19 protein-coding genes and 2 pseudogenes are annotated in these 23631 nt (G+C 60.9%); 11 read left to right on the top strand and 10 right to left on the bottom strand.

Annotation, left to right across the window (positions count from 1 at the left end):
* Positions 1–212 precede the first annotated feature (212 nt).
* The 4 genes from QCE58_RS31400 to coxB are packed head-to-tail and all read right to left on the bottom strand — an operon-like array spanning position 213 to position 5685.
* The gene (locus QCE58_RS31400) at positions 213–1496 is read right to left on the bottom strand and encodes a cytochrome c (protein WP_309780886.1); all 1284 of its coding nucleotides are present in this window, start codon (positions 1494–1496) and stop codon (positions 213–215) included.
* A gap of 43 nt (positions 1497–1539) precedes the next feature.
* On the bottom strand, positions 1540–2019 hold the full coding sequence (locus QCE58_RS31395; RefSeq protein WP_309780824.1) for a hypothetical protein: 480 nt from the start codon (positions 2017–2019) through the stop codon (positions 1540–1542).
* Positions 2019–4619, bottom strand: a complete 2601-nt coding sequence (ctaD, locus tag QCE58_RS31390) for a cytochrome c oxidase subunit I (RefSeq protein WP_309780821.1) — start codon at positions 4617–4619, stop codon at positions 2019–2021. The genes QCE58_RS31395 and ctaD overlap by 1 nt, the downstream gene beginning before the upstream one ends.
* A gap of 10 nt (positions 4620–4629) precedes the next feature.
* A complete protein-coding gene (gene coxB / locus QCE58_RS31385) occupies positions 4630–5685 on the bottom strand; it encodes a cytochrome c oxidase subunit II (protein WP_309780884.1) in 1056 nt (351 codons plus the stop codon).
* An 834-nt stretch (positions 5686–6519) separates the two neighbouring features.
* On the opposite strand from coxB, the gene QCE58_RS31380 reads away from it, so the two are divergent.
* From QCE58_RS31380 to QCE58_RS31350, 7 genes are read left to right on the top strand one after another with little or no spacing between them, the layout of a single operon-like run.
* Complete coding sequence (locus tag QCE58_RS31380; protein WP_309780819.1) at positions 6520–8316, top strand: thiamine pyrophosphate-requiring protein; 1797 nt, start codon at positions 6520–6522, stop codon at positions 8314–8316.
* A 14-nt stretch (positions 8317–8330) separates the two neighbouring features.
* The gene (locus QCE58_RS31375) at positions 8331–9437 is read left to right on the top strand and encodes an enolase C-terminal domain-like protein (RefSeq protein ID WP_309780818.1); all 1107 of its coding nucleotides are present in this window, start codon (positions 8331–8333) and stop codon (positions 9435–9437) included.
* A gap of 38 nt (positions 9438–9475) precedes the next feature.
* A complete protein-coding gene (locus QCE58_RS31370; RefSeq protein WP_309780881.1) occupies positions 9476–10393 on the top strand; it encodes a hypothetical protein in 918 nt (305 codons plus the stop codon).
* Positions 10390–11037 carry a gluconate 2-dehydrogenase subunit 3 family protein gene (locus tag QCE58_RS31365; RefSeq protein WP_309780817.1) on the top strand — a complete coding sequence of 216 codons (648 nt, stop codon included), beginning with the start codon at positions 10390–10392 and terminating at the stop codon, positions 11035–11037. Before QCE58_RS31370 ends, QCE58_RS31365 begins: the two co-directional genes overlap by 4 nt.
* Positions 11038–11059: 22 nt before the next feature.
* Positions 11060–12682, top strand: coding sequence for a GMC family oxidoreductase (locus QCE58_RS31360; protein ID WP_309780880.1), 1623 nt, complete (start codon positions 11060–11062; stop codon positions 12680–12682).
* On the top strand, positions 12682–13683 hold the full coding sequence (locus QCE58_RS31355; RefSeq protein ID WP_309780879.1) for an SDR family oxidoreductase: 1002 nt from the start codon (positions 12682–12684) through the stop codon (positions 13681–13683). Before QCE58_RS31360 ends, QCE58_RS31355 begins: the two co-directional genes overlap by 1 nt.
* Before the next feature lie 5 nt (positions 13684–13688).
* On the top strand, positions 13689–15464 hold the full coding sequence (locus QCE58_RS31350) for a glycoside hydrolase family 15 protein (protein WP_309780816.1): 1776 nt from the start codon (positions 13689–13691) through the stop codon (positions 15462–15464).
* A gap of 134 nt (positions 15465–15598) precedes the next feature.
* On the opposite strand, the pseudogene QCE58_RS31345 reads toward QCE58_RS31350, so the two are convergent.
* Together QCE58_RS31345 and QCE58_RS31340 are read right to left on the bottom strand one after the other, a co-directional pair.
* Positions 15599–16015, bottom strand: a pseudogene (locus QCE58_RS31345) (low affinity iron permease family protein).
* Positions 16016–16083: 68 nt separating this feature from the next.
* The gene (locus QCE58_RS31340; RefSeq protein WP_309780815.1) at positions 16084–16458 is read right to left on the bottom strand and encodes a sensory rhodopsin transducer; all 375 of its coding nucleotides are present in this window, start codon (positions 16456–16458) and stop codon (positions 16084–16086) included.
* Between the two features lie 119 nt (positions 16459–16577).
* On the opposite strand from QCE58_RS31340, the gene QCE58_RS31335 reads away from it, so the two are divergent.
* Positions 16578–16763 carry a hypothetical protein gene (locus QCE58_RS31335; RefSeq protein ID WP_244808661.1) on the top strand — a complete coding sequence of 62 codons (186 nt, stop codon included), beginning with the start codon at positions 16578–16580 and terminating at the stop codon, positions 16761–16763.
* Between the two features lie 81 nt (positions 16764–16844).
* Here QCE58_RS31335 and QCE58_RS31330 read toward each other — a convergent pair whose 3' ends face one another.
* The 4 genes and pseudogenes from QCE58_RS31330 to QCE58_RS34175 form a co-directional block, all read right to left on the bottom strand.
* Entirely contained in the window at positions 16845–17165 is a 321-nt protein-coding gene (locus QCE58_RS31330; RefSeq protein WP_309780814.1) for a DUF1840 domain-containing protein, read from the bottom strand.
* A 60-nt stretch (positions 17166–17225) separates the two neighbouring features.
* Positions 17226–17669 carry a universal stress protein gene (locus QCE58_RS31325; protein WP_008344860.1) on the bottom strand — a complete coding sequence of 148 codons (444 nt, stop codon included), beginning with the start codon at positions 17667–17669 and terminating at the stop codon, positions 17226–17228.
* A gap of 370 nt (positions 17670–18039) precedes the next feature.
* Positions 18040–19209, bottom strand: coding sequence for a penicillin-binding protein 2 (locus tag QCE58_RS31320; RefSeq protein ID WP_309780813.1), 1170 nt, complete (start codon positions 19207–19209; stop codon positions 18040–18042).
* A gap of 113 nt (positions 19210–19322) precedes the next feature.
* A pseudogene (locus QCE58_RS34175) lies at positions 19323–19583 on the bottom strand (penicillin-binding protein 2); the annotation flags it as partial.
* A 959-nt stretch (positions 19584–20542) separates the two neighbouring features.
* Here QCE58_RS34175 and QCE58_RS31315 point away from each other — a divergent pair.
* From QCE58_RS31315 to QCE58_RS31305, 3 genes are read left to right on the top strand one after another with little or no spacing between them, the layout of a single operon-like run.
* Positions 20543–21403: a PAS domain S-box protein gene (locus QCE58_RS31315; RefSeq protein WP_309780811.1), complete on the top strand. Its 861-nt coding sequence runs from the start codon at positions 20543–20545 to the stop codon at positions 21401–21403.
* Positions 21333–22511: a PAS domain-containing protein gene (locus QCE58_RS31310; RefSeq protein ID WP_309780877.1), complete on the top strand. Its 1179-nt coding sequence runs from the start codon at positions 21333–21335 to the stop codon at positions 22509–22511. Before QCE58_RS31315 ends, QCE58_RS31310 begins: the two co-directional genes overlap by 71 nt.
* Positions 22459–23142: a response regulator gene (locus QCE58_RS31305; RefSeq protein ID WP_309780810.1), complete on the top strand. Its 684-nt coding sequence runs from the start codon at positions 22459–22461 to the stop codon at positions 23140–23142. Before QCE58_RS31310 ends, QCE58_RS31305 begins: the two co-directional genes overlap by 53 nt.
* Positions 23143–23631: the final 489 nt, after the last annotated feature.

The raw sequence follows: 23631 nt of genomic DNA, 5'->3' as shown, positions 1-23631 counted from the left end.
GGTCCTCCGGAAGCTCTTCATTCAGCACGTTCAGAATCCCCCCGGTGCCAGCATGCCTCTAGCCACGGATGGCCAGATGCCACGTTGCCTCCTCTCAAGACATCTCAGTCGCGCACCAACAAATGGACGATGGCGAGCCCCACGTGGTTGCAAAGGGTTACGATGAGCATTTAAGTGTCTTCTCCGCTATTTTGAGGCACTGCAGGCGTCCTTCACTGGTGGATCGCCGATCGAAGGCGCTCTACTTCCCGATCCGCCACCGGTGCTGCGTGATTACCCCAAGCGCCACGAATAAAGCTCACCACCTGAGCAATTTCTGCGGACGTCAGCTTGCCGTGGAATCCGGGCATTTTTTGAGGCGCGGGTCCAGTGTCGGTTTTGGGACTCTTACTGCCTTCTATGACGATGCGCATCACCGAGGTCGGATCTTCGGCTAGCACAAGCGGATTGCCGGCGAGCGCTGCAACCTTTCCGGGCTGACCCCGTCCGTCCGCCTGGTGGCATCGTGCGCAAAACGATAGATACACGCCGGCGCCAGGACGCTCGACTTCACCGGTCCGAATACTTTGTGCCGTTTGCACCCGCGCGTGCGCGTTGTTTGAGAAACTGCCGTAGGTCTGTCGAGCCGGAAGTGACTTCAGGTAGAGGGCGATTGCCTGTAGGTCCGCTTCGGACAGATGCTGCGTACTCTCCTCAACTACAGGGACCATGGCGCCAAATGCGATTGCACCCGCGCCGTGGCCGGTCCGCAAGAATCTAACGATGTCGTCCGCCGACCAGCGACCGAGACCACTGCCTGGATCGCCGGTCAGATTAGGGGCGAGCCAGTGATCATTGACGCCACCAGTCAGATACCATGGTGACGCTTCGCTATAGCCGAGTTCATTGTAAGCAGGGCCTCGCGGCGTGTGACACGCACCGCAATGCCCGAGTCCCTGAACAAGATACGCGCCTCGATTCCATTGCGCGGTTTGTTCTGAATTTCTTTGGTACCGGTCCCGATTGCCGAACGCGAGACTCCAGAACAGCATGCCCCAACGTTGATTGAATGGAAACGGCAAGTGCGTCTGCGGCGAACGCTTGGCGGCCGATGCGACGCCGTGCATCAAATACGCATACAGCGCGGTCACGTCATCGTCGGTCAAGTTCGCAAGCGAAGGATACGGCATCGCCGGATAAAGCCGCTTGCCGTCGCGGCGCTTGCCCTCGCGCAGAGCGTCGGCGAAGTCTCGCAAGCTATAGCGACCGATACCGAACTCGGGGTCCGGTGTGATATTAGTCGCGTAGATCGGACCGAAAGGCGAATTCACGGGCATGCCGCCGCCGAGCGGCGTGTGGTCCGCAGCGTCGTGACAGGCGCTGCAGTCGCCGGCTTTTGCAAGATATTCGCCTCGCGCAATCAGCTTCGGGTCGGTCGTCAACGGTGACTGGCCGGTGACGTTATCGGACAAGCGATCGGTCGACCGTTCGCCACATCCGCTTAGCGCCACAATCATTAGCGCATTGACAAGCCAATCTCGGGTTGTGATAGGGTTCATGTCAATGCCACTGACTACAAGATTGGAAGAACATTTCGGCAAGCACCGTGAACACCAGCCCGACGACAAATCCGCAGCCGATCAGCGCGCTGCACAGTGCAACGAAGCGCTTGCGACTCACCTGCTCCTGATCGCGCGACGGCTTCTCGGACGTCTCTGCATCCGAACTCCGTTCCTTGACCCGCTTTTGCTTGTGCCTTAGGAAAACGAAGCCGTACACGGCGAGTGCGGCGCATATGGCCGCGACGGCGAAGGCAGCGATCGACGTCCCATACAACCATCCAACGAGATTCGGAAAGGCAGGTTTGACACGCGGGATCGATCCAGCGGAGCAGGCTTGGGCGGAGATCGTCTCAGAGATCATCACTTGAAGCAGCCATGCGCCGGGCGCGAAGAAAAAGCCTGCACTCGCGCATAGGCCAAGACGGCGCTTCTCGGTTTCGGTGAGCGCCGACTTCTCCGCGGGGATGGGCGTTTGCATCAGTGGCCTCGCATCCAGAACGGCGTCACATACAACGACGTGAATATAAATAGCCAGACGACGTCGACGAAATGCCAGTAGAGTCCGCCAATTCGCATGGGCGCATTGCGCTCTGCGTCGAAGTACCCTAAGGCTATCCATACGGCGAGCAGAACCAGAATAACGAGCCCGACGGCGACGTGGGCCATATGAAAGCCCGTGATAGTGAAGTAAAGCGAACCGTAGAGATGAGCGGTAATACCGTACGGATGGTCGTGCCACTCCTTCCACTGCATGCCAGCGAAGGTGATGCCCAGCGCAATAGCGACCAAGATCCAACCGAATGCTTGCCAGCGCTTGCTTTTCTTGAGCGTTCGCTCTGAGAGCCACGCGAACACGCTGCTCAAGATGAGTGTGCCGGTGCTCAGCGCGCCGGTGCCGATCTTCGGCATGCCCTCCGGCGGCCACGGGAGGGTCGTCTGCGATTGCGAGTAGAAGTAGCAGAAGATCAGATAACCGAAAAGACTGGCTTCCGTCGCGACGAGTGCCAAGACGCCCCACCATCCGCCTGAGTGCTCGCCCGCACTTCCGACCGGCAGGGCATCCTTGCTTCGGCCAGTGATCGCGGGAACTGTCTGCGCGGTTCCGGGGGGCTCGCGCTGCGCAAGCGCGCGCCGCGGCCACATCCACGCGATGAGTGTTGCGCCTGCCGCCGCGAGTGCCACAACGGTGAAAGATGGCAAGCGCAGCACCACGCCTACAAAAACAAGCGCGCCGAAAAGTCCGAGAAAGAATGGCGACCACGCGTCCTCGGGCATCCTGAGAATGACATCGGGGCTGCCGCTGAAAGGGTGTACTCCAAGCGCCTCCCGTCCCCGATGAAGCAGGTAACCCGATGCCAGGCTCGACTGCCGCCCCTTCGGCTGAAGGCGATCCTCCCACATCGGATGCCGCGATTCGATCACCGGCAAGACTGCAAAGTTGTATGGCGCCGGCGGCGACTCGGTCGACCATTCGAGCCCAGGCGCGTCCCACGGGTTCTTCGGCGCTTCACGTCCGCGGCGTGCCGAGACGAGTGCGTTCACGACAAAGAGCAGCACGCCTAACGCAAAAATGAAGGAACCGATTGTCGTAATCAGGTTCGACGTATCCCACCCCATGCCTTCAGGATAGGTGTAGATGCGCCGGGGCATGCCGAGCAAACCCGAGATGTGCATCGGAAAAAAGCCAAGATTGAAGCCCACGAGGATGATCCAGAACGCGATCTTGCCCCATCGTTCATTCATCATCCGTCCGGTGAATTTTGGAAACCAGTAGGTGATTCCGCCGAAGACCGGGAAAACATTGATCCCCAGCAGCACATAATGCAGATGCGCCACGACAAAGTAGGTGTCGGTAAGCTGCCAGTCGAGCGGCACTGCGGCCGTCATCACGCCGGAGACGCCGCCAATGACGAACATCAGCACAAAACTCGCGAAATAGAGGAACGGTACAGCGAAAACGGGCCGTCCAGTCCATATCGTCGCGACCCATGCAAACACGGCGACCGCGCTTGGAATCGAAATGAGCAAGCTCGCCGCGCCAAAGAAGGCCAGTGCCAGGGGCGTGATCCCGGTTGCGAACATGTGATGGATCCACACTTCGAAACCGACGATCATCGTCCCGACGGTAGCCATCGCTACGGCCGCGTACGCGACGAGGGGACGACGGCAGAAGGTCGGCAGGGCATCCGAGACGATGCCCATAGCGGGCAGCACGACGACGTAGACCCACGGATGCGCGAACATCCAGAACAAGTGCTGCCAGAGCAGCGGCCGGCCGTCGCTCGCCACGTCGAAGAAATGCGTACCAATATTGCGGTCCATCCACAGCAGCAGGAACGCCAGACTCACCGACGGCACGGCGAAAAGATTCGCGAACGAAATAGTCAGCGTGCCCCACACGATAATCGGCAGCCGGTCCACGGACATGCCGACCGCGCGCATGCGAAAAAGCGTGACCACAAAATTCACTGCCCCAACGGTCGTAGAGATGCCCAGCAGCACCATACCGAGGGAATAGACATCGATATTTATTCCCCGGCTGTACTCCAGGGATGAAAGCGGCACATAGTTGAACCAGCCGGCGTTGGGCGCCTGCCCAAACGGAAAGCTGCCATAAAGGAAGATGCCGGCAAAGAGAAAGACCCAATACGAAAGCGCGTTCAGACGAGGAAACGCCATGTCGCGAGAACCCAACATGAGCGGCCACAGGTAATTCGAGAAGCCGCTGAGCACCGGAAGCGCATACAAGAAGATCATCGTAACGCCGTGCATCGTGAAAAGCTCGGCGAACTGGCCAGGTGTCACCAGTGATTGGTTGGGCTGTGCGAGCTGCAGCCGCATAACAAGCGCTTCAATTCCGCCCAGCAAAAGAAACAGGAAGGCTGTCACGATGTAGCGCAAGCCGATCTTTTTGTGATCGACGGTTGTAATGAAACCGCGCCAACCCGCATCGCCTTCCCAGATCTCACGCAGACGCTTTTCGGCCTCCGACCCCTGAGGGACGCTGCCAAACTCAGGCTCGCGTCGGAAGGCGACCCGATGGGCCTGCGCAGCGCTTCGATCACCGATAGCGGACATCGTCTGTTCCTTACTTGAGAGTAGCGAGGTAGGCCGACAAGTCGCTCGCTTCAGCGGGCACGAGCTTCATGTCGGGCATGAGCGTGCCGGGCTTGATTTCCTGGGCGTGCTGGATCCAGTCGATCAGGTTCTCCGGTGTATTGATGACGCTTCCTGCCGCAAGCAGCCGACGCGACAACACGTGGGTGAGATCGGGCGCCTGAACGCCGGCGGCTTTGCTGCCGCGAACCGTATGGCATCCCGCGCAGCGTTCTTCGAAGAGCTTCCTCCCTCGTATCGCTTGCGCTGTCGACGGTGCGGGTGCTGCCGTCATTTGCGCGGCGTACCAACGGTCATAGTCCGCCTGCGGCTGTGCGTACACCTCGAACGCCATATGGGCGTGCTGTACACCGCAATATTGCGTGCATTGGCCTCGAAAAATCCCCGGGTGGTCCGCCTGAATCCACTGCCGGTTTGTGATACCGGGAATCGTCTGCGTCTTGCCCGACAAGTCCGGCACCCAGAAAGCGTGAATGACGTCGGCACTTTTGAGCAGCACGAGCACCGGCACGCCGGATGGAATATGCAACTCATTGGCCGTTGAGAAGTGGCTCCCGCCCTCTCCATAGTCGACTTTCCACCACCAATCGTAGGCAGTAACCGCCACAGTCAACTTTGGCGCATTTGGCGGGTCTGCGACCTCCGCAAGCACAGAAAGCATATAGACGGCAATGCCGAAAAGCGCAATGGTGGAGAGCAAGGAGCCAACAAAGACCAAAGGCAGCCCACCCCCGGAGACGAGCGCTCGCGCGTCCTGTTGCTTCCTGCGCCGAAACATGCCGATGAGAAGCATTCCGGCAATGATCGCGCACACGAGCACGCATATGGTCGCAAGCGTCCATCCGAGATAAATGACTGGCTGTGCAGCGGGCCCCTTGCTGCGCAGAAAATATGCGAGCGGCGTCGACGCTGCCGCCAGAGCGTCTGCTTCGCGCGAAGGCGCTTCGGCGCCGAGGGCGCCGCAATGATAGAGCGCGGCACAGAGCAAGGCTCCGACCTGCACAACCGACACGAGAACATGGCGCACCACGCTGTCTCCTGGATCTTCGGACCGAAATCGCTTGAATGCACTTCCGCCTTCTTCCTGCGCCCGATCAATGCCAGATTTGGCTGCGTCGGCTTGCTGAGCGCAGAGCAACTGCTATTCCAATTCTTGGTCGCGCGACGCAACCGGTGCACACGTCATACGACTCTCCCCAAACGATATGTATCACGCTGTGATATTTCTTCAAACGCTTGCAAAGTTTGCTGGGGCGTGCGCGAACGGTTCGCTGACGTGAGCTTGGCGCGGCTTGCACACCTGACGTTAGCGCTAGCAGCGGTGTCGGCTGATCGACAAGAACATGTAAGGCGCGCGGTGCACGGCAGTAACGATGTGCAGCAGCTCTCGCATTTTCGACAGGTCCTGAGCACGCAGCTGCAGCAATCCGAGGCGCTAACGCAATCGCCCGGGATCACCGCGCTTCGAAAGTCTCTATTGGTTCACGGCGGCAGCACGCCGGGACGCTCATGGGCCACGATCGGGGAGCTCGCCGAGCGTCTCCAGGCCCCCGCTAAACGAACCGCTGTGTTGATCCCGCTGCGAGCGCACACAGCTGTTGAACGCACGCTGCGGGCAAAGATCTTCGCCGTGTATACGCGCATCTCACTCGCAAGGCGAACAATGCGTCCATCGTGTCGCTGACTTACATCTGGACCAATCGGGGCGTTGCGAAGCTTGCTTGCAGAAGACTAAGGAGTGCCTTCGATGCGCTTACGCGCCTTGTCCGTCCGTACGCGGCACATTCATTGCATCACGTTGTGACATATTGATGCTCGCCAAAGTCACAATCTTTTTTGGGCCGCAACCAAGGAGCAAACCATGTCTATCACCGTCGGCGATTTTTTGGTCGACCGCCTGCACGCATGGGGCGTGCGTCGCATCTTTGGCTATCCCGGCGATGGTATCAACGGCATCCTTGGGGCGTTGAATCGTGCGCAAGGCAAGATCGAATTCGTTCAGACGCGGCATGAGGAAATGGCCGCCTTTATGGCATCGGCGCACGCAAAGTTCACTGGCGAGCTTGGCGTTTGTCTGGCGACATCCGGACCCGGTGCAGCGCACCTCCTCACTGGTCTCTACGACGCACGACTAGACCACATGCCCGTGCTCGCCATCGCCGGACAGCAAGCGCGCGCATCGCTCGGTGGCCACTATCAACAGGAAGTCGACCTCCGATCGATGTTTAAGGACGTCGCGGGCGCCTTCGTGCAACAAGCAAGTGTTCCCGCCCAGGTTCGTCATCTTGTCGACCGAGCCGTCCGAACTGCGCTGGGCGAGCGGAAAGTCGCCGCGCTTGTGTTCCCGAACGATTTGCAGGAACTCAAATTCGAGCCGCCGCCGCGCAAACACGGGACGTTGCACTCAGGGGTGGGCTATCGCGCGCCCAAGACCGTGCCGTATGCCGACGATCTGCAACGAGCCGCAGAGATCCTCAACTCGGGCAAGAAGGTCGCGATCCTCGTCGGCGCGGGCGCGTTGCAGGCGACCGACGAAGTGATCGCGGTGGCGGAAAAACTCGGCGCAGGCGTCGCGAAAGCACTCTTAGGCAAAGCCGCGCTTCCAGATGATCTGCCCTACGTGACCGGCTCGATCGGTCTGCTCGGCACGGAGCCGAGCTACAAGCTGATGACCGGATGCGACACCTTGCTGATGATCGGCTCGGGCTTTCCTTACTCGGAGTTCCTCCCGAAAGAAGGCGCGGCGCGTGGAGTACAGATCGACATCAAGCCCGACATGCTGTCCCTCCGCTATCCGATGGAAGTCAATCTTGTTGGCGACAGCGCGGAGACGCTGCGCGCGCTTTTACCGCTGCTCGAACAGAACGCGGATAGCGCATGGCGCAAGGACATCGAAGGTTGGATGACCGACTGGTGGCAAAAGCTCGAAAAGCGTGCGCTAGTGTCGGGAACCGCGGGCGTGAACCCGCAGCGCACGGTATGGGAGTTGTCGCCGCGCGTACCGTCCAACGCCATCGTGACCAGTGATTCTGGATCGTGCGCAAATTGGTACGCGCGTGATCTGAAAGTCAAGCGCGGCATGATGTGCTCGCTTTCCGGGGGACTCGCGTCGATGGGCGCAGCCGTGCCCTATGCGATTTCGGCAAAATTCGCGCACCCTGAGCGGCCGGTGATCGCGCTGGTGGGTGACGGCGCAATGCAGATGAACAACATGGCCGAGCTTATCACGGTCGCGAAGTACTGGAAGCAATGGTCCGATCCGCGCTGGATCTGCATGGTGCTTCACAACGATGACCTGAATCAGGTTACCTGGGAACAGCGCGTCATGAACGGTGACCCGAAGTTCGAAGCGTCGCAAGACATTCCGTCGGTGCCATACCACCGCTTCGCTGAATTAATCGGACTTCGAGGAATTTACGTCGATGACGCCGAGCGCATGAGCGCAGTATGGGATGAAGCGCTGGGCTCAGACCGGCCCGTCGTGATCGAGGTGAAAGCCGATCCAAATGTTCCCCCACTGCCGCCGCATATCACCTTGCAACAGGCAAAAGCGTTCGCTACGACGCTTTTCGAAGGGGATCCGGACGAAGGCAACATCATCGTCGACACTGCGAAACAGGTGCTGGGTGCAGTGTTGCCGGGACGTAAGGACAATTAACGGAGGCCAGCACCATGCACCTCACAAAACGCGAGGCACCTGTCGAAGCGATTCGGGCGCGCGCCTACACCATCCCGACCGACCGGCCCGAAGCCGATGGTACTTTCGCCTGGAAATCGACGACGCTCGTAGTTGTCGAGCTTACCGCAGCAGGCAAGACGGGCATCGGCTATACCTACAACGACGGGACAACCGCGAGCTTCATCGAATCGACGCTCGCCCCCACACTCGTCGGCGAAGACGCCTGGAACATCGACGCCCTTTGGATATGCATGCAGCGGCGCGTGCGAAACACTGGCCGCTCGGGGATCGCCACCTGCGCGATATCGGCGCTCGACTGCGCGTTGTGGGATGTGAAGGCGCGCCTGCTTGACTTGCCGCTTGCGCGTCTGCTCGGCGCGGTGCGCAACCGTGTGCCACTTTACGGCAGCGGCGGCTTCACCACGTACAGCGACGACGAAATTCGCGACCAGCTCTCGAACTGGGTGCACGAAGACGGATGCCGATGGGTAAAGATCAAAGTCGGCACTGAGCCTTCGCGCGATCCGCATCGCGTGGCGGTCGCGCGAGAAGCGATCGGCGATGACGCGGGCCTCTTCGTCGATGCCAACGGGGCGCTTGATCGCAAGCAGGCCCTCTTCTATGCCCAACGGTTCGCGCAGCATGACGTCGAGTGGTTCGAAGAGCCGGTGTCGTCGGACGATCTCGCTGGCCTGGCTTCGTTGCGCGACGCACTGCCCGCGCATATGGAACTCGCTGCGGGCGAATACGGCTACACGATCGACGACTTCCGCGCGCTGCTCGCCAACGAAGCCATCGATGTGCTCCAGGCCGATGTCACTCGCTGCGGCGGCATCACGGGCTTCCTGCGCGTAGCAACGCTGTGCGACGCGTTTCATATTCCGCTGTCGGCCCACTGCGCACCCGCCCTCCATCTGCATGTAGCGTGCGCAGCTGCGCGTTTGCGGCATCAGGAATGGTTTCACGATCACGTGCGCATCGAGTCGATGCTCTTCGACGGGGCACCGCGTGCCCGCGACGGCGCGATCGCGCCGGACTGGTCGCGGCCGGGTTGCGGACTCGATTTCAGGCATGCGGATGCGCATCGGTATGCGGTCTGACGCGCGGCGAGCGAATGGAACAGAACGAAGCGAAGAACATGACGCAAACCAGAACAATCGACATCGCCATTGGCTGCGCAATCGCTGCGGCTGGACTGACGCTCGTGCGCCTGGGCGGGCGCAAGCGGCATCGCCCGGCGATGCAGACGCACATTGATACGGCGCGCACTTTCAATCACGGTTCCGCGCTGCTCGCACTGTCCGTGCTCGCCGACAGCGCAATGGAGCACTATCGCGGCTCATTCGACAATCCCGCGATGTACACCCCGCTCGTCGTGTCGACGCTGTCGCTCTTCGCCGGCTTGCATGGCGGCTCCGATCACGAACCGACGCGTCATCCGGTGCGCAATGCGGTCTATGTCAGCGCGGCGCTCGCGGGCGTCGCTGGCACCGGTTTCCACCTTTATAACATCACGAAGCGCCCCGGCGGTTGGAGCTGGCATAACCTGTTCTATGCGGCGCCGATTGGCGCACCGATGGCGTTGCTGCTCTCTGGCGCACTCGGCGCGGTATCCGAGCGGTTGCGCGACCAACCCTCGCACGAGCCGGGTCTTTTCGGCATGCCGGCGGGACAGGCGCTCGCGCTCGTCACGAGCGCTGGACTGGTCGGGACGCTCGGCGAAGTCGCGCTGCTGCATTTTCGTGGTGCGTTCCAGAACCCGGTCATGTATGCGCCGATCATCGTTTCGCCGGTCGCATCGGCGCTACTCGTCAATGCCGCCCTCGCTCGTCCGCGCGAGCGCTGGTTCACGCGGTTATGGCTGCGCGTGACGACGGCACTCGGGTTCATCGGTGTCGGCTTTCATGCCCGTGGCGTCGCACGCGCGCGTGGCGGCTGGCGCAACTGGAGCCAAAATCTCTTTAATGGACCGCCGCTGCCCGCACCGCCGAGTTTTTCGGCGCTCGCACTCGCGGGACTCGCGGCGCTGCGTCTTCGGGAGACCGAGAAGAAATGAAGGACCTACCCCGCTATCCCGGCTACGACGTGATGACCAAGCGCGACACGCCTTCATGGGACGACGTCACGCGCCATGTCATCGACGAGCGGCTCGCGACGCCCGATGGCCCGCACTTCTTCGATGCTGTCGAATGGCGCGGGCTTTGCGCGCTGTGCGCATGCATCGTGCCGCAGGACAGTCAGCGCCCCAACGTGCCGGTCGCCGCTCTCGTCGATGCGCGCCTCATGAAGAACACTGGCGACGGATATCGCGATGCGCGTCTGCCGCCTATGCGCGACGCGTGGCGCATCGGCCTTCGCGCGCTGAATGCCGAAAGCCGGGCGCGTCACGAACTGCCGTTTGCGAGCATCGAGCATGACCGCCAACATGCGCTTCTCGTCGACATGCAGCAAGGCAAGCTCGATAGCGCCGAATGGAACGGTATGCCGCCCGCCCTCTTCTTCGCCGAGCGTGTGCTGCACGACATCTGCGGGATGTACTACGCGCATCCGCATGTGTGGAGCGAAATCGGCTTCGGCGGCCCGGCCAATCCGCGCGGCTATGTGCGCATGGTCGCCGACCGGCGCGACCCATGGGAAGCCGCCGAAGCAAATGCCGGCCACGAAGAGGCCGCGCAGAAGGAGAATCGCCGTGTCCGCTGATTCGTCCCAAGACGCGCAGCACATGCCGCGCGGGAAGAACGGACGCGCGCCCGACGTGTTCCATCCCGGCGCATGGGTTCCAATGCGCGAGTATCCGCAGGACGAAGCGGTGGACTTTGCGATCGTCGGCACGGGCGCGGGCGGTGGCACGCTTGCCTGCCGTCTCGCGGAGAAAGGCTTCAAGGTCGTCGCGTTCGATGCCGGCGCGTGGTGGCGTCCGCTTGAAGAGTTCGCGTCCGATGAGACCCATCAGGGCAAGCTCTTCTGGACAGACGAGCGCATTTGCGACGGCGAGAATCCGCTCAAGCTCGGCAACAACAACAGCGGCAAATCCGTCGGCGGCAGCACAGTGCACTTCGCGATGGTCTCGCTGCGCTTTCGGCCGGAATGGTTCAAGTCGCGCACACTGCTCGGCTACGGCGCCGACTGGCCGATCGACTGGCGCGAAATGTGGCGTTATTACGCCGAAGTCGAAGAGGCGCTGAAGATCGCCGGACCAGTGAACTATCCGTGGGGTCCAAAGCGGCCGCGCTATCCGTATCGCGCCCATGAGCTGAACGCCGCGGCGCTCGTGTTGGCGCGCGGCTGTGAAGCGCTTGGCATCGACTGGGCGCCGACGCCGCTCGCCACGGTCTCCGCGCCGCGCGGCGAAGCGCATCCGTGCGTTTATCGCGGCTTTTGCGTCTCGGGTTGCGCGACGAACGCGAAACAAAGCGCGCTCGTCACGTGGATACCGCGCGCCGTGCGCGCGGGCGCTGAAGTCCGCGATCTCGCGATGGTCGGCCGCATCGTCATGGGTGACGACGGGCGCGCCACTGGGGTCGAATACTCTCGCGAAGGACGCTGGCAGTTTCAGCGCGCACGCAACGTCGTAGTCGCCGGATATGCAATCGAAACGCCGAGGCTCTTACTCAACTCCGCAACGGACCGTTTTCCCGATGGCCTCGCCAATCGTTCAGGCCTCGTCGGCAAGAATCTGATGGTTCAGACCAATCAGGCCGCGTGGGGCACGATGGACGAAGAAGTGCGCTGGTACAAAGGGCCGCCGTCGCTCGCGCTGACTGAGCACTGGAACTACGAGGACAAAGGCAAGGACTTCTTCGGCGGGTATTGCTATATGAGCCAAGGACCGCTGCCGGTGGCATGGGCATCGACGCAGAACGGTAGAGGTCTGTGGGGCCAGTCCTTGCTCGATGAGATGCAGAAGTACAACCATCAGGCGGGGCTGAAGATCGTCGGTGAAACCATGCCACAGGAGCGCAATCGGGTGACGCTCGCCAACGAAAAGGATCAGTACGGCCTGCCCATCGCGCGCGTGACCTATTCGCTGTGCGACAACGACAAGCGACTCGTCGCGCATTCGCTCGACTTCATGAGCCTCGCGCTCGAAGCGGCGGGTGCGCGCGACGTCTGGCGCGAAATCGACGACACGTGCCATCTCAACGGCACGGCGCGCATGGGCGACGACCCTTCGACGAGCGTCGTCAATGGCGATTGTCGCAGTTGGGACATCGACAACTTGTGGATCTGCGACGGCTCCGTCTTTCCGACCGTCGGCGGCGTGAATCCGTCGCTGACCATACAGGCGATCGCGCTGCGCACCGCCGACCGTATCGAGGCGCTCGCCGCGCGTGGAGATCTCTGATGAGCGAGACACGAAGAATTGCTGTCATCACCGGCGCCGGTGCGGGCGTCGGGCGTGCAGCTGCCGATGAGTTCGCCCGCCACGGCTATGACGTCGCACTGTTGTCGCGCGATGGTGAGCGGCTCGCGCGAGCCGCTGCGCAGATCAAGGGGGCCTTCGGCGTGAGCGCGCTCGCCATGTCGACCGATGTCGCCGATGCGCGCGCCGTCGAGGCAGCGGCATCGCACGTAGAAGACACCCTCGGCCCAATAGATGTCTGGGTCAACGTCGCGATGGCGACCGCCTTCGCGCCCGTCTCCGCGCTCACGGCCGAGGAAATCGAGCGCGGTACGCGCGTCACGTATCTCGGTCAGGTCCACGGCATGATGGCGGCGCTCTCGCGCATGCGAACGCGCAATCGAGGGACGATTGTGAATGTTGGCTCGGCGCTTGCGTACCGCTCAGTACCGCTGCAATCTGTGTATTGCGGCGCGAAGTTCGCCATTCGCGGCTTTACGGATTCGCTGCGCTCGGAAATCATCCACGACAAGCTCAAGGTTCACCTTACGGTGGTCGAGCTTCCGGCGATCAACACGCCGCAGTTCGACTGGGCGATGAACAAGACTGGCAAGCGCGCGCGGCCGGTCGCGCCGATCTTTCAGCCGGAAGTCGCGGCGCGCGCGATCTTTTTCGCGGCGACACACCGACGGCGCGAAGTATGGCTCGGGTTCTCGACGGTGAAGGCTATTGTTGCGAACCGCATCGCGCCGGCGCTAATCGACCGATACCTGGCACGCGCGGGATACGATGGTCAGCTCACCGACGAGCCGCTCGAATACAACGCGGCAGGCAATCTGTTCGAAGCTGTGCCGGGCGACTTTGGGGCACACGGGCGGTTTGACGACGAATCCCGGCAGCATAGCTGGGAGATGTTCACCGATCGCCATCGCTCGCTTTTCTGGGGGCTCGCGAGCCTTGGCGCGGTGGGGCTGCTGCGCTTCGTCGCTAAAAAACGGAGCTGAGCCGAATGAGCCGCCCCATCGACGACTACGCGCTCCTAGGCGACGGCGAAACAACTGCGCTGCTCAGCCGCAACGGCTCTATCGACTGGCTATGCTGGCCGCGCTTCGACGACGACGCGTGCTTCGCCGCACTTCTCGGCACCTCGGACAACGGCTGTTGGACGCTCAGCCCGGTCATGCGCATCGAGCGCAACGCGCGTCGCTACCAGCACGACACGCTGATCATGGAAACCGACTTCGAGGTCGGCGAAGGCGCGGTGCGCGTGACCGACTTTATGCCCGTCAGCGACGGTCCGAGTTCGGTCGTGCGCATCGTGACTGGCTTGCGCGGTGTCGTCGAGATGCGCTCGGATTTGCGGCTGCGCTTCAACTACGGCGAACTCGAGCCGCTCATCGAACGCGTCGACGGCGCGATGCAGGCCCGTATAGGAACCGACCGTGTCCTGCTTCGTGCGAATGTCGAGATGACGGTCTGCGACGGAGCGATGCTCGCGACCTTCACCGTCGCAGCGGGCGAATCCATGACGTTCGCGTTGAGCTATGGTCACGCGCACGAACCGCTTCCCGAAGCGTTCGACGTCGACATCGCCCTGCGTTCGACGCAACGCTTCTGGCGAGACTGGATTAGCACGTTCGACGACAACCGCACGGCTTGGCCGGTGCAGACCCGTCGTTCGCTTTTGACTCTGAAGGCGCTCATCCATCGTCGCACCGGCGCGATCGTCGCTGCTCCGACAACATCGTTACCGGAAGCGCCGGGAGGAAGGCTCAATTGGGACTACCGTTACGCGTGGCTGCGAGACACCAGTTTCGCGATGGTTGCGCTGCTCAACGCCGGTTACTACGAAGAAGCCGGCGCGTGGCGCGACTGGCTACTGCGCGCGATCGCGTGCGCGCCGGAGCGCAGCCGGATCATGTACCGCGTGGACGGCGGGCGTCATTTGCGCGAATGGAACGTCGATTGGCTGCCAGGTCATCGGTATGCGAAGCCCGTGCGCATCGGCAATGCAGCGGCGCATCAGCATCAGCTCGACGTGTTGGGAGAAGTCATCGATTGCCTCGACGTGGCGAGACGCGGCGGGCTCGAATCGGCGGACCAGGAACAGGTAATCGAGACGCGCATCGTCGAACATCTCGAGAAAATCTGGCACTTGCCCGGCGCGGGCATCTGGGAGTCGCGCGGTAAACCCCGTCACTACACCTATTCGCGCGTGATGGTCTGGGTCGCGCTCGATCGTTTCGGGAAGCATTGCGCAGGGAAAAGCGCCCTTTCGCCACTCGCGAAGAGGATGGCTTCACTGCGCGAACACATTCGCGAAGAAGTGCTTCGCGAAGGCTGGAACGAAGGGCTCGGCAGCTTCACGCAGTACTACGGCAGCGATACGTTGGATGCGAGCCTCTTGTTGTTGCCGCTCGTCGGCTTTCTGTGCGCTGACGATCCGCGCATGGCTTCGACGATTGAGCGCATCCGCCGCGACCTCTGCGAGGACGGTTTGATTCGACGCCTCGAGCGGCAAGCCGGGAACGCTAACGAAGGCACTTTTCTCGCGTGCTCATGCTGGATGGCCGATTGCCTGAACCTTCAGGGGCGTACAGAACAAGCGCGACGGCAGTTCGAACGCGTGCTAGCCACGGCAAACGATGTCGGGCTGCTGTCCGAACAGTACAACGCGCAGCGCCACGAACTGGCCGGCAATTTCCCGCAGGCGCTTAGCCATCTTGCAGTCGTCAATACGGCGCTCGGCTTATGCGGGCCGACGTTGCAACGAGGCGGCGGGTAAGGACATCGTTGAAGTCTCGGCCAGGGAGACAGCAGGCGATTTCGATTTCGACGATAGAGAAAGCAACAGGTCGACCGATGATGCATTCCGCGGCCTTACTTCGCCTTGAGCACTGCGCCCTTGCGCGCGCTTGGCTAATGCTCGACACTGCCGAGGATTTTTGCGCCGCTGCTCGACGACCGCAAGTCGCTGCGCGCTTCTTTTGCAAATCTCTCGTAATGCTTCCGAAGATCAGCGAGTTCCTTCTGATCCAGTTGTTCAAGATCGAGCAGCGCGTTGTGCGCAGTGTCAATCGCTCGAATGATCTCATCGAGCTTGACCTGCATGGCCGCCGTGTCTCGGTTCTAAATGTTCTGAATCTGAAATACCATGAGGAACGTAACGATCGTCGTCGACGTATTGATCACCAGTTGCCAAGTATCGCTGAAGTGAAACAGCGGGCCCGATGCTGCCCAAACAACAACGAGGCTTGCAGCAGTGACGAACGTTTAGGAGCGCCCCGCCAGTCGAGCGAGTGCATTCGAGAAGCTAATGAACCCGGAAGTCTTCATCTCTCGTCTCCACCGACCTATATAGCAGCCCCCGTGCGTTGGCGCTCGACGTTCCGCGCCGTGAAGTGTCAGTCGCTGCCAAATGCAACCGTGCTCAGCAAAGCCAGCTCTGATTGCCGCGAATCCAGGCGAGTGTGCTGAATGACCACAGGTACATCCGATTCGAAGTAGCTCGCGTACTCAGTTCCAGTTGGGATCTTCTCGGGTTCGCAGAGATCATTGAAGCGCATATGCAACGTCCGCTGGGCTGGCACGGTAACGCGGTATGGCCCAGCGGGTGCGCGATCCTCGAAGAAGACTGTAACTTCAATATGTGCGTCTTCGTCGCCCGCATTGAGGATGCACGCCGCCTCATGGCTCTGCAGGTCAGGTCCAGCACCATTGCTATAAGGCGGCAGATAGCCTTCAGCGATCGCCCATCTATTTTTTCCTATCGCGCTCATGCATCCTCCTCATCCATCGCCCGGTCACCAACGATGATTGAGCAATAACCGCTCCCTTCGCCACTTGCATACATCACATTGTGATATATATTCTAGAAGAGGACGAGGTTGGAGGAGCCATGTTGATTAACAACGACTTCGAGATTGGATATGTCATCACCGTCTTTTCGCTCCTAGGAATCATCTTCGTTGGAGCGCTGTTCGCGAGGCTGCATCTCGAGCGCTGGCATCCGCGGGTAGTGGGCGCGGTGCTGGGCGCGCTGATCGGCTTTGCGCTGATCGAAGCGGTGCCGATCATTTCCTAGCGGTGATCCTTGTGGTGACGCTTTGCACCGGCGGCGCCGAGAATCTGGTCTGCTCGGTCCGCACGAGACGCCACTCGCTTTCTACGCGCTCCAGATAATGTCCGCGTCTTTGCGCCTGGCTTCCCGCAACATATCGAGGAATGGCAGCGCCCGCGATTGGAGACCCATCCCGGTCCGCTCGGCAGTACGTGACAGGGGACGATAAATCGCACCGTGCTCGTAAGCGATACCTTCGTCTTCCTTCAAAACAGTCTCCAGGCGATCGATCGCGTTGTCAAACTCGCTACGCAGGATGACGCCTCGGGACCCGATGCGCTTACCGATAACGCCTAGAAGATAGCCGGCGAGGTCGCGCAACATGACGACATCGGGCGTTGCCTTCGAATGGAATTTAATCAGCATTGTCATACTCCTTGGCACGAACGCTTGATTCGGACAAACGGCGCAGGTTTCTTACAGCGTCTACGGCGCCTGTGGTCCCGTTGTCATGAGCACGCTGCAGGAGAGATGATCCAACAACCGGCCCTCGTCTTGCCCGGTCCACCAACGGTAGAAACGACCGCTCCGGTGATGCCCGACAACGATCAGATCGATATCTAGCGCTTTTGCGCAAGAGGAAATTTCCATGATTGGATTCCCGACCGCCAGATGGCCTTGCGCGATGACGCCGAGATCCGCCAAGTTGTCCACGCCTTCCTGCAGCAACGCCTTCGCGGTCTGTTGCTCATGCGCAAACGACACTGCAGGAATGACGGGCAGGCCCTGCATCCACTCCGTGTCGTCGATAACCGCCAGCAGATGTGTTTCAACGTGAAGGTCGTGGGCGAGTTGAGCGCCGAGACGAAGCGCGCGGCGCCCTTCGGCCGTGCCGTCATAACACAACAGGATTCGGTGGTAGCTGGTCACGGTTCCTCCGCGTCTTCAGCGCAGAAACATCACATTATGATACATTTTGCGGAAATAGCCAGCGGACGTGCGAACCCTTTCTAACTCCGGCGTATGACGTACGTCAGCGCATTTGAGAACCAGCAGATGGCCCGGCGGCCGTCGTGAACTGTCCGAAGCGGGAGAGGCGGCCATCGCAACTAGCTCATTGCCCCCGACGCATTGGGAAACAAAAAGCCGCACGTTTTGCTGACTTCAAAGAATGGGGCGCACATCACTTCTCATGCACCGCCCGCTCGTTGCAAGTCCTTTCCTCTCGCTGGACGGACAGGACATCCCGCGATCCGGCTTTCGCCGTCTCGGGTCGGCAGACTGCCGCATCCGCTGACAATCATGTAGCGCCGCCCTGGCCCAGGCGCTGATCCGGGGTAACGTCCAGCAATCGCATGGTCTGCTCGGCGATGTCGACGAACGGCGGGCCCGCGACGGCGCCGCCAAAATGCGAGCCGCGAAGCGGCCGGTCGATGGACACGGCGATCACAACGCGTGGAGCCTTCGCGGGCACGATCCCGACGAACGAGGCCCGATATTGGCTGTGGTCGTATCCTTTCGGGGTCCACTTATAGGCCGTCCCGGTCTTCCCTGCGACGCTGTATCTCGGGACAGCGGCCTGCGGCGCCGTCCCGTCCTTTCTGACCACGCTTTGCATCATCTCGAGCATTTCACGAGCCACCTGCTTTAAGAACACCCGTCGGCCGACAGACTTGCCGAGGCGCTTGTCGCGCATATAGATGGTAGCTGGCACGATGCGGCCGTCGTTGGCGAAGCTGGTGTAAGCCTGCGCGAGTTGCAGCAACGACGCGGAGAGCCCGTAGCCGTACGACATCGTCGCCTGCACGATGCGTCGCCAGCTCCGATGTGGCCGCACGTGGCCCGCGGCCGCGCCCGGGAGCCCGGAGCGTGGCCTTCTTCCGAGACCGAGCGCCTGAAAATCGGCGTACATGTCGTGCGCCGATAGCAGTAGCGCAATTTTCGTCGTCCCGACGTTGCTCGATTTCTGCACCACGCCTGTCGTAGTCAACGTGCCAAAGTTCTTGTCGTCGTGGATCGTTCGGCCATCGAGGCGCAGACGCCCCCCGTCGGTCGGCACGATAGTGTCCGGTGTAATGCGATGCTCCTGAAGTGCCAGTGCAATCGTGAGCGGCTTCATGACAGATCCGGGCTCGAATACATCGGATACGGCGCGATTGCGCATCGCCATCCCGCTGCGAGCCGCGCGTTCGTTGGGATTGTAGCTAGGCCAGTTGGCCATCGCCAGAATCTCGCCCGTATGCGCATCCATCACGATGGCTGACCCCGAACGCGCGTCGGTGTGCCCAACAGCGACCTTCAGGGCTTTGAACGCGGCATACTGGATCGGGCGGCTCATGGAAGGTCTAAGATCCGCTCTGTTGCGTGGCGGCCTGGATGCAAGCATATCGATGATCTCTCCGCGCGCGTTGCGCAAGACGCGGCGCTGTCCGTCCTCACCACGCAACGCCTTTTCTGCGACGCGCTCCATGCCCTCCTGTCCTTTTCCGCCCCTGCCCGTGAAGCCCGTGACCTGAGCTGCGCCTCTCCCTCTGTGTAGAAGCGCCTGAATTCGACTTGCGCGAAGAGGCCGGGTACGCCGAGACGCAGCACGCGTTCGGCTACTTCGACCGGCACTTCGCGCTTGAGATACGCGAATCCCCTCTTTGCCGCATATATGCGCGTAACAACGGTGGAGTCAAGATCGAGCAGGCGCGCAAGCACCTTGGCTTGCTGAGACGAGATGCGCGAGTCGTCGTCCGACGCATCGATGCAAAGCGAACGGACAGAGACACTCGCCGCGAGTGGAGTTGCGTTGCGATCTAATATGCGGCCCCGCGACGCGGGAAGTGGCAGATCGCGCACTTGCCGTATCTCGCCCTGCTTACGATAAAAGCCGTCGTACTCCTTGGCCCCAGAACGCTCGAACCGTCAGCGCGACGAATGCTACTGCGAAGGCAGCCCCGACCAGGCGCGAGCGCCACTGTTGACTTTGACGTGCGTTCACTTCGGAGCGCGAAAAGCTGGTGTATTTGCCGGTTCGTCTCATGACCACGATTATGCAGGAAGGGTTCGACTCGTTGCAGTTGCGCCGGACGCGGATGCGGGTGCGGGCCGTGTCCAGGCGTCCTCCGCGTGTATCACCCGGCGTGCGCATGCGCTGTTCCAGTCATCCGGTAGTGCCTTGTCCTCTCTTCTCGGTGTTGATTTCATGCTTGCGTGTTCGAATTGCGCGGGGCAGCAGTCCGCCGTTCTTTTCGCAGACATTGGCCATTTCAAGAACTACAACGACCGCTTCGGCACGCCGCGGGCGACAGAACATTGAGTCAGATTGCTCAACGCATACAGTCCGCCATTCGCTGTCCCGGGGGCCTCGCTGCGCCCTAAGCGCGGAAGAATTCGTCGTAGCCCTTCCAGACACAGAACCGCAGGCTTTCCAGAGTCGCCGTGTCGATTTACGCCGGCGTCGAACACATCGGGATTGCGAGCGCCGCACGCGGTCACCGCCGATGGGGCAAAAAGAAAGGCCGAAATCAGGTGGTGAAGAGCTCAAGGATCACCGTTACCGAACTTAAGAACCTATCCGGCTTTGGCGAGGACCGCACCAAGCCGCGGTTCGTCTCGGCTAATCAAAAGCGGCGCGGTGGCAAGCTCCGTATCATGCAGCGCTTACTTCATTGTCGGCGTGGCTTCTTCCGCTTTCTTGGGTTCCGACTTGCATACCTCTCAGTCCCCTGGTTAGGACTGCGTTATGCTGAGCACAGCTTCGTTATGGCAAAAAGACGCGCCCTCGTCTGTGAATGAATCCGCTCAGAAAGGCTATCATGATCGAAACAGTGCGCCGGCTGATTTTTGCAGCCGATGCACAAGGCACCTTATTGCATCACAACGAGGGGGCGCGGCGTTACTTTGGCCGGTGGGTGCATGACGAGCCCGTTCATTGGCAACGACTGATCGCTTCGGTCGATCTGCCAGCAGTCGAGTCCGCTCTTTCCGCGCTCAACGCGGCGCGACCGGAGCACCACGTCTACGCGAGGCTGCTCCGGCGGGACGGCGAATTAAGATGGCACCGGTTGCAGTTGCACTTCTCCGAGGACGGCGACTCTGGCTCGCCCGCGCTTGTTGTAATCGCAATTGATGTCGACGAATGCAAGCGTGCCTGCGAACTGCATGCAGAGAACGAGGTTCGGCTGTTGTGCGCCTTCCAAGCCGCCGATCTAGGCGCCTGGCAATGGGACTTCGAGGCCGGCGACGCTCGCATAACGCCCTTTCTAACCCAGCTTTATGGCATCGGCGGTAACGTAACAAGTGTGCCGCTTAGCCTGCTGCTGAAAAAGGTTCGCGCTCACGAACGGCAGCAGTTCATTGACGCCGTTAATGCTGCGCGCGACCGCGGCGGCCCATTCGAGATTGAATTTCCCATCTTGCCAGGACAGGGGACGGTTCGATGGTTGCGCATGCGCGGGCACGCGACGAGGCGAACGTCGACTGAAGGTTCGCGCGCGTTCGGCGTCACGTTTGACGTGTCCGAGTTACGCGGAGCGGCTGCGCGTCTTCGGCAAAGCGAACGTCGTTACCGCGAGCTGGCTCGCTCGTCGGGGGCTCTAGTGTGGTCTGCGAACCGCGACGGGGAAATGCAGCCCATGGACGGAGAATGGGAGGAATTCACGGGCCTGCCGTCTTGAGCGGCTCATCGGTCATGAGTGGATGGATTTGGTACACCCCGAAGACCGGCAAAGGCTGAACACTAAATGGTCAGAGGCGCTGCGTGAGCTGGGCGTACGCGAAGCGAACTTTCGCCTGCGCAGGGCGGACGGCGCCTACCGGATGATGCTGGCAAGGGCCGTACCGATGCGAGACGAGAGAGGCGAGTTCTATGAATGGTTCGGGACAACCATCGACGTGACGGACCAGCGACACGCCCAGGCGATAAGTGAAGCACGTAATCTCCGGCTTGCCGTCGCGATGAAAGCGGCGAGCATCGTCATTGTCACCCTAGACCTCGGCAGCTTCGTTTTCTCAATCGAGCGTGCCGGCGCGCCTTTGCATATGACCTCCACATTGGCGGTGGAGCTAGGCTACGACGACGCAATGTCGCGCGTTCATGCGCAGGACCGTCCAATACTTGAGCGCGGCATGCGCCGGCTACGCAGACATCATGAAGAAGCCGTCCATTTCGAAGTGCGCATTCGCCTCGACGACGAAGAACACTGGATGAGCGGAAGCGCAGCCTGCCAACGCGGGAACGACGGCAGCGCGGATGTCATCGTTGCGAGTCTTTCGGACGTAAGTGAACGAAAACGCATGGAAATCGCCCTGCTTGACGCCGCCAAGCGAAAAGACGAATTCCTGGCGATGCTGGCGCATGAACTCAGGAATCCGCTCGCACCGCTCAGGACCGTGGTGAGTCTGCTTCGTCGCGGTACATCTATAAGCGACGCGGACTCCCTCAATGCCACTATGGAACGCCAAATTACCCACCTGACCCGACTCGTCGACGATTTGCTCGATGTCTCGCGTATCACGCAAGGGCGCATCGTTTTGAAACGGGAGCCACTCTTGATCGGCGGCGTTGTCTACGGCGCGGCTGAGTCAGTTGCCCCACAAGTCGAAGAGAACAAGCAGCGGTTGACGATCGATGTTCCCAGAGACACCGTCTGGGTTTGCGGCGATACGACGCGTATGACGCAGATCTTGGTGAACGTCTTGCACAATTCGTGCAAGTACACGCCGGCTGAGGGTGAAATTCGCATGCGTATCGGCAGACTCCGCTCCCGTCACGATCGTCGTTGAGGACTCTGGCGCTGGCGTCGCGGCCGACCTGCTGCCGCGAATCTTTGATTTGTTCTCTCAAGGAGAGCGTACGCTCGACCGATCGAAGGGGGGTCTAGGCATCGGATTGTCTCTGGTGCGCAAGCTGGTTGAAATGCACGAGGATTCAATACATATCGAAAGCGCCGGACCTGGCTGTGGGACCACCGTCAGGATTACGTTCCCGCGGTTGAACCGGCAAGACGAGGTTCCTGGCATCGCTGAGAAACGCGCACCGGTAAGCGCACCGCGAAACGCCCTCAAGATCTTGATCGTCGATGACAACCGTGACGCCGCCGACTCCCTTTCCCTGGTTTGTCAGTCAGAAGGACATGTGACACGGACTTGTTACGATCCCGAAGAGGCCATACAACAGGCCTTAACGTTTCAGCCTGACGTCGCGTTGCTCGACATCGGCCTGCCGCGGATGGACGGATACCAATTGGCAGGACGCCTGCGCGCTAAAGGGCGCAAGATACCGATTCTTGTTGCGATTACCGGCTATGGGCAGGCGGAAGACCGGCTAAAGGCACAAGCCGCCGGATTCGATCGCCATTTCGTCAAGCCAGTAGACATCAACGCACTGCTCGATCTACTGGTGGCCTGCGGCTGAACCGTGTCCGGCATTGGCCGTCCCAATTGTCTCCAACTTGCATCGCACGCCCCAGCGGAGGGGCGAGTAGCGGTATGCAATTAAAGCAGCTAGATTGCCGCGGCCACGGGACGCGATTCGATCAGTTACCGTTGCGCAACATAGCCGGCGGGGCGGCTGCCCGCTGCGTCACAGGAAACTCTAAATCGCGAGCCATGACTGATAACCATGTGCCGGAGCTTGCTGATCAATGCGCGAATCTATTCGCTCGCGCACATGTGGCCGGTCGATGACTTCCTCGATGTAATCGGATTCAGCGACGGCGGCTACGTCGCGCGTTCCTAAGGCGTACGTTCCCCGAGAGAGACGGGAACGGAGCAGACGCCTTAGACCCTGCAATCGTCGTGCCACAGTTGAGAGCAGTCAAACGGTCGATGACGGCAGCAGGAGGCGTAAAGTCGCGCAACTCTGGGCGCGTGGTCTACACACAGACACTTAGTCGGCGCAGGA

Origin of the sequence: Caballeronia sp. LZ028, from assembly GCF_031451415.1 — a bacterium.
Lineage (GTDB): Bacteria > Pseudomonadota > Gammaproteobacteria > Burkholderiales > Burkholderiaceae > Caballeronia > Caballeronia zhejiangensis.
This window is presented reverse-complemented; position numbering and strand designations above follow the sequence as displayed.

Coding starts and splice junctions, on each gene's coding strand:
- QCE58_RS31400 (WP_309780886.1), bottom strand. CDS start 1,496: ATGATTGTGGCGCTAAGCGGATGTGGCGAACGGTCGACCGATCGCTTG.
- QCE58_RS31395 (WP_309780824.1), bottom strand. CDS start 2,019: ATGCAAACGCCCATCCCCGCGGAGAAGTCGGCGCTCACCGAAACCGAG.
- ctaD (WP_309780821.1), bottom strand. CDS start 4,619: ATGTCCGCTATCGGTGATCGAAGCGCTGCGCAGGCCCATCGGGTCGCC.
- QCE58_RS31380 (WP_309780819.1), top strand. CDS start 6,520: ATGTCTATCACCGTCGGCGATTTTTTGGTCGACCGCCTGCACGCATGG.
- QCE58_RS31375 (WP_309780818.1), top strand. CDS start 8,331: ATGCACCTCACAAAACGCGAGGCACCTGTCGAAGCGATTCGGGCGCGC.
- QCE58_RS31370 (WP_309780881.1), top strand. CDS start 9,476: ATGACGCAAACCAGAACAATCGACATCGCCATTGGCTGCGCAATCGCT.
- QCE58_RS31365 (WP_309780817.1), top strand. CDS start 10,390: ATGAAGGACCTACCCCGCTATCCCGGCTACGACGTGATGACCAAGCGC.
- QCE58_RS31360 (WP_309780880.1), top strand. CDS start 11,060: ATGCCGCGCGGGAAGAACGGACGCGCGCCCGACGTGTTCCATCCCGGC.
- QCE58_RS31355 (WP_309780879.1), top strand. CDS start 12,682: ATGAGCGAGACACGAAGAATTGCTGTCATCACCGGCGCCGGTGCGGGC.
- QCE58_RS31350 (WP_309780816.1), top strand. CDS start 13,689: ATGAGCCGCCCCATCGACGACTACGCGCTCCTAGGCGACGGCGAAACA.
- QCE58_RS31340 (WP_309780815.1), bottom strand. CDS start 16,458: ATGAGCGCGATAGGAAAAAATAGATGGGCGATCGCTGAAGGCTATCTG.
- QCE58_RS31335 (WP_244808661.1), top strand. CDS start 16,578: ATGTTGATTAACAACGACTTCGAGATTGGATATGTCATCACCGTCTTT.
- QCE58_RS31330 (WP_309780814.1), bottom strand. CDS start 17,165: ATGCTGATTAAATTCCATTCGAAGGCAACGCCCGATGTCGTCATGTTG.
- QCE58_RS31320 (WP_309780813.1), bottom strand. CDS start 19,209: ATGGAGCGCGTCGCAGAAAAGGCGTTGCGTGGTGAGGACGGACAGCGC.
- QCE58_RS31315 (WP_309780811.1), top strand. CDS start 20,543: ATGATCGAAACAGTGCGCCGGCTGATTTTTGCAGCCGATGCACAAGGC.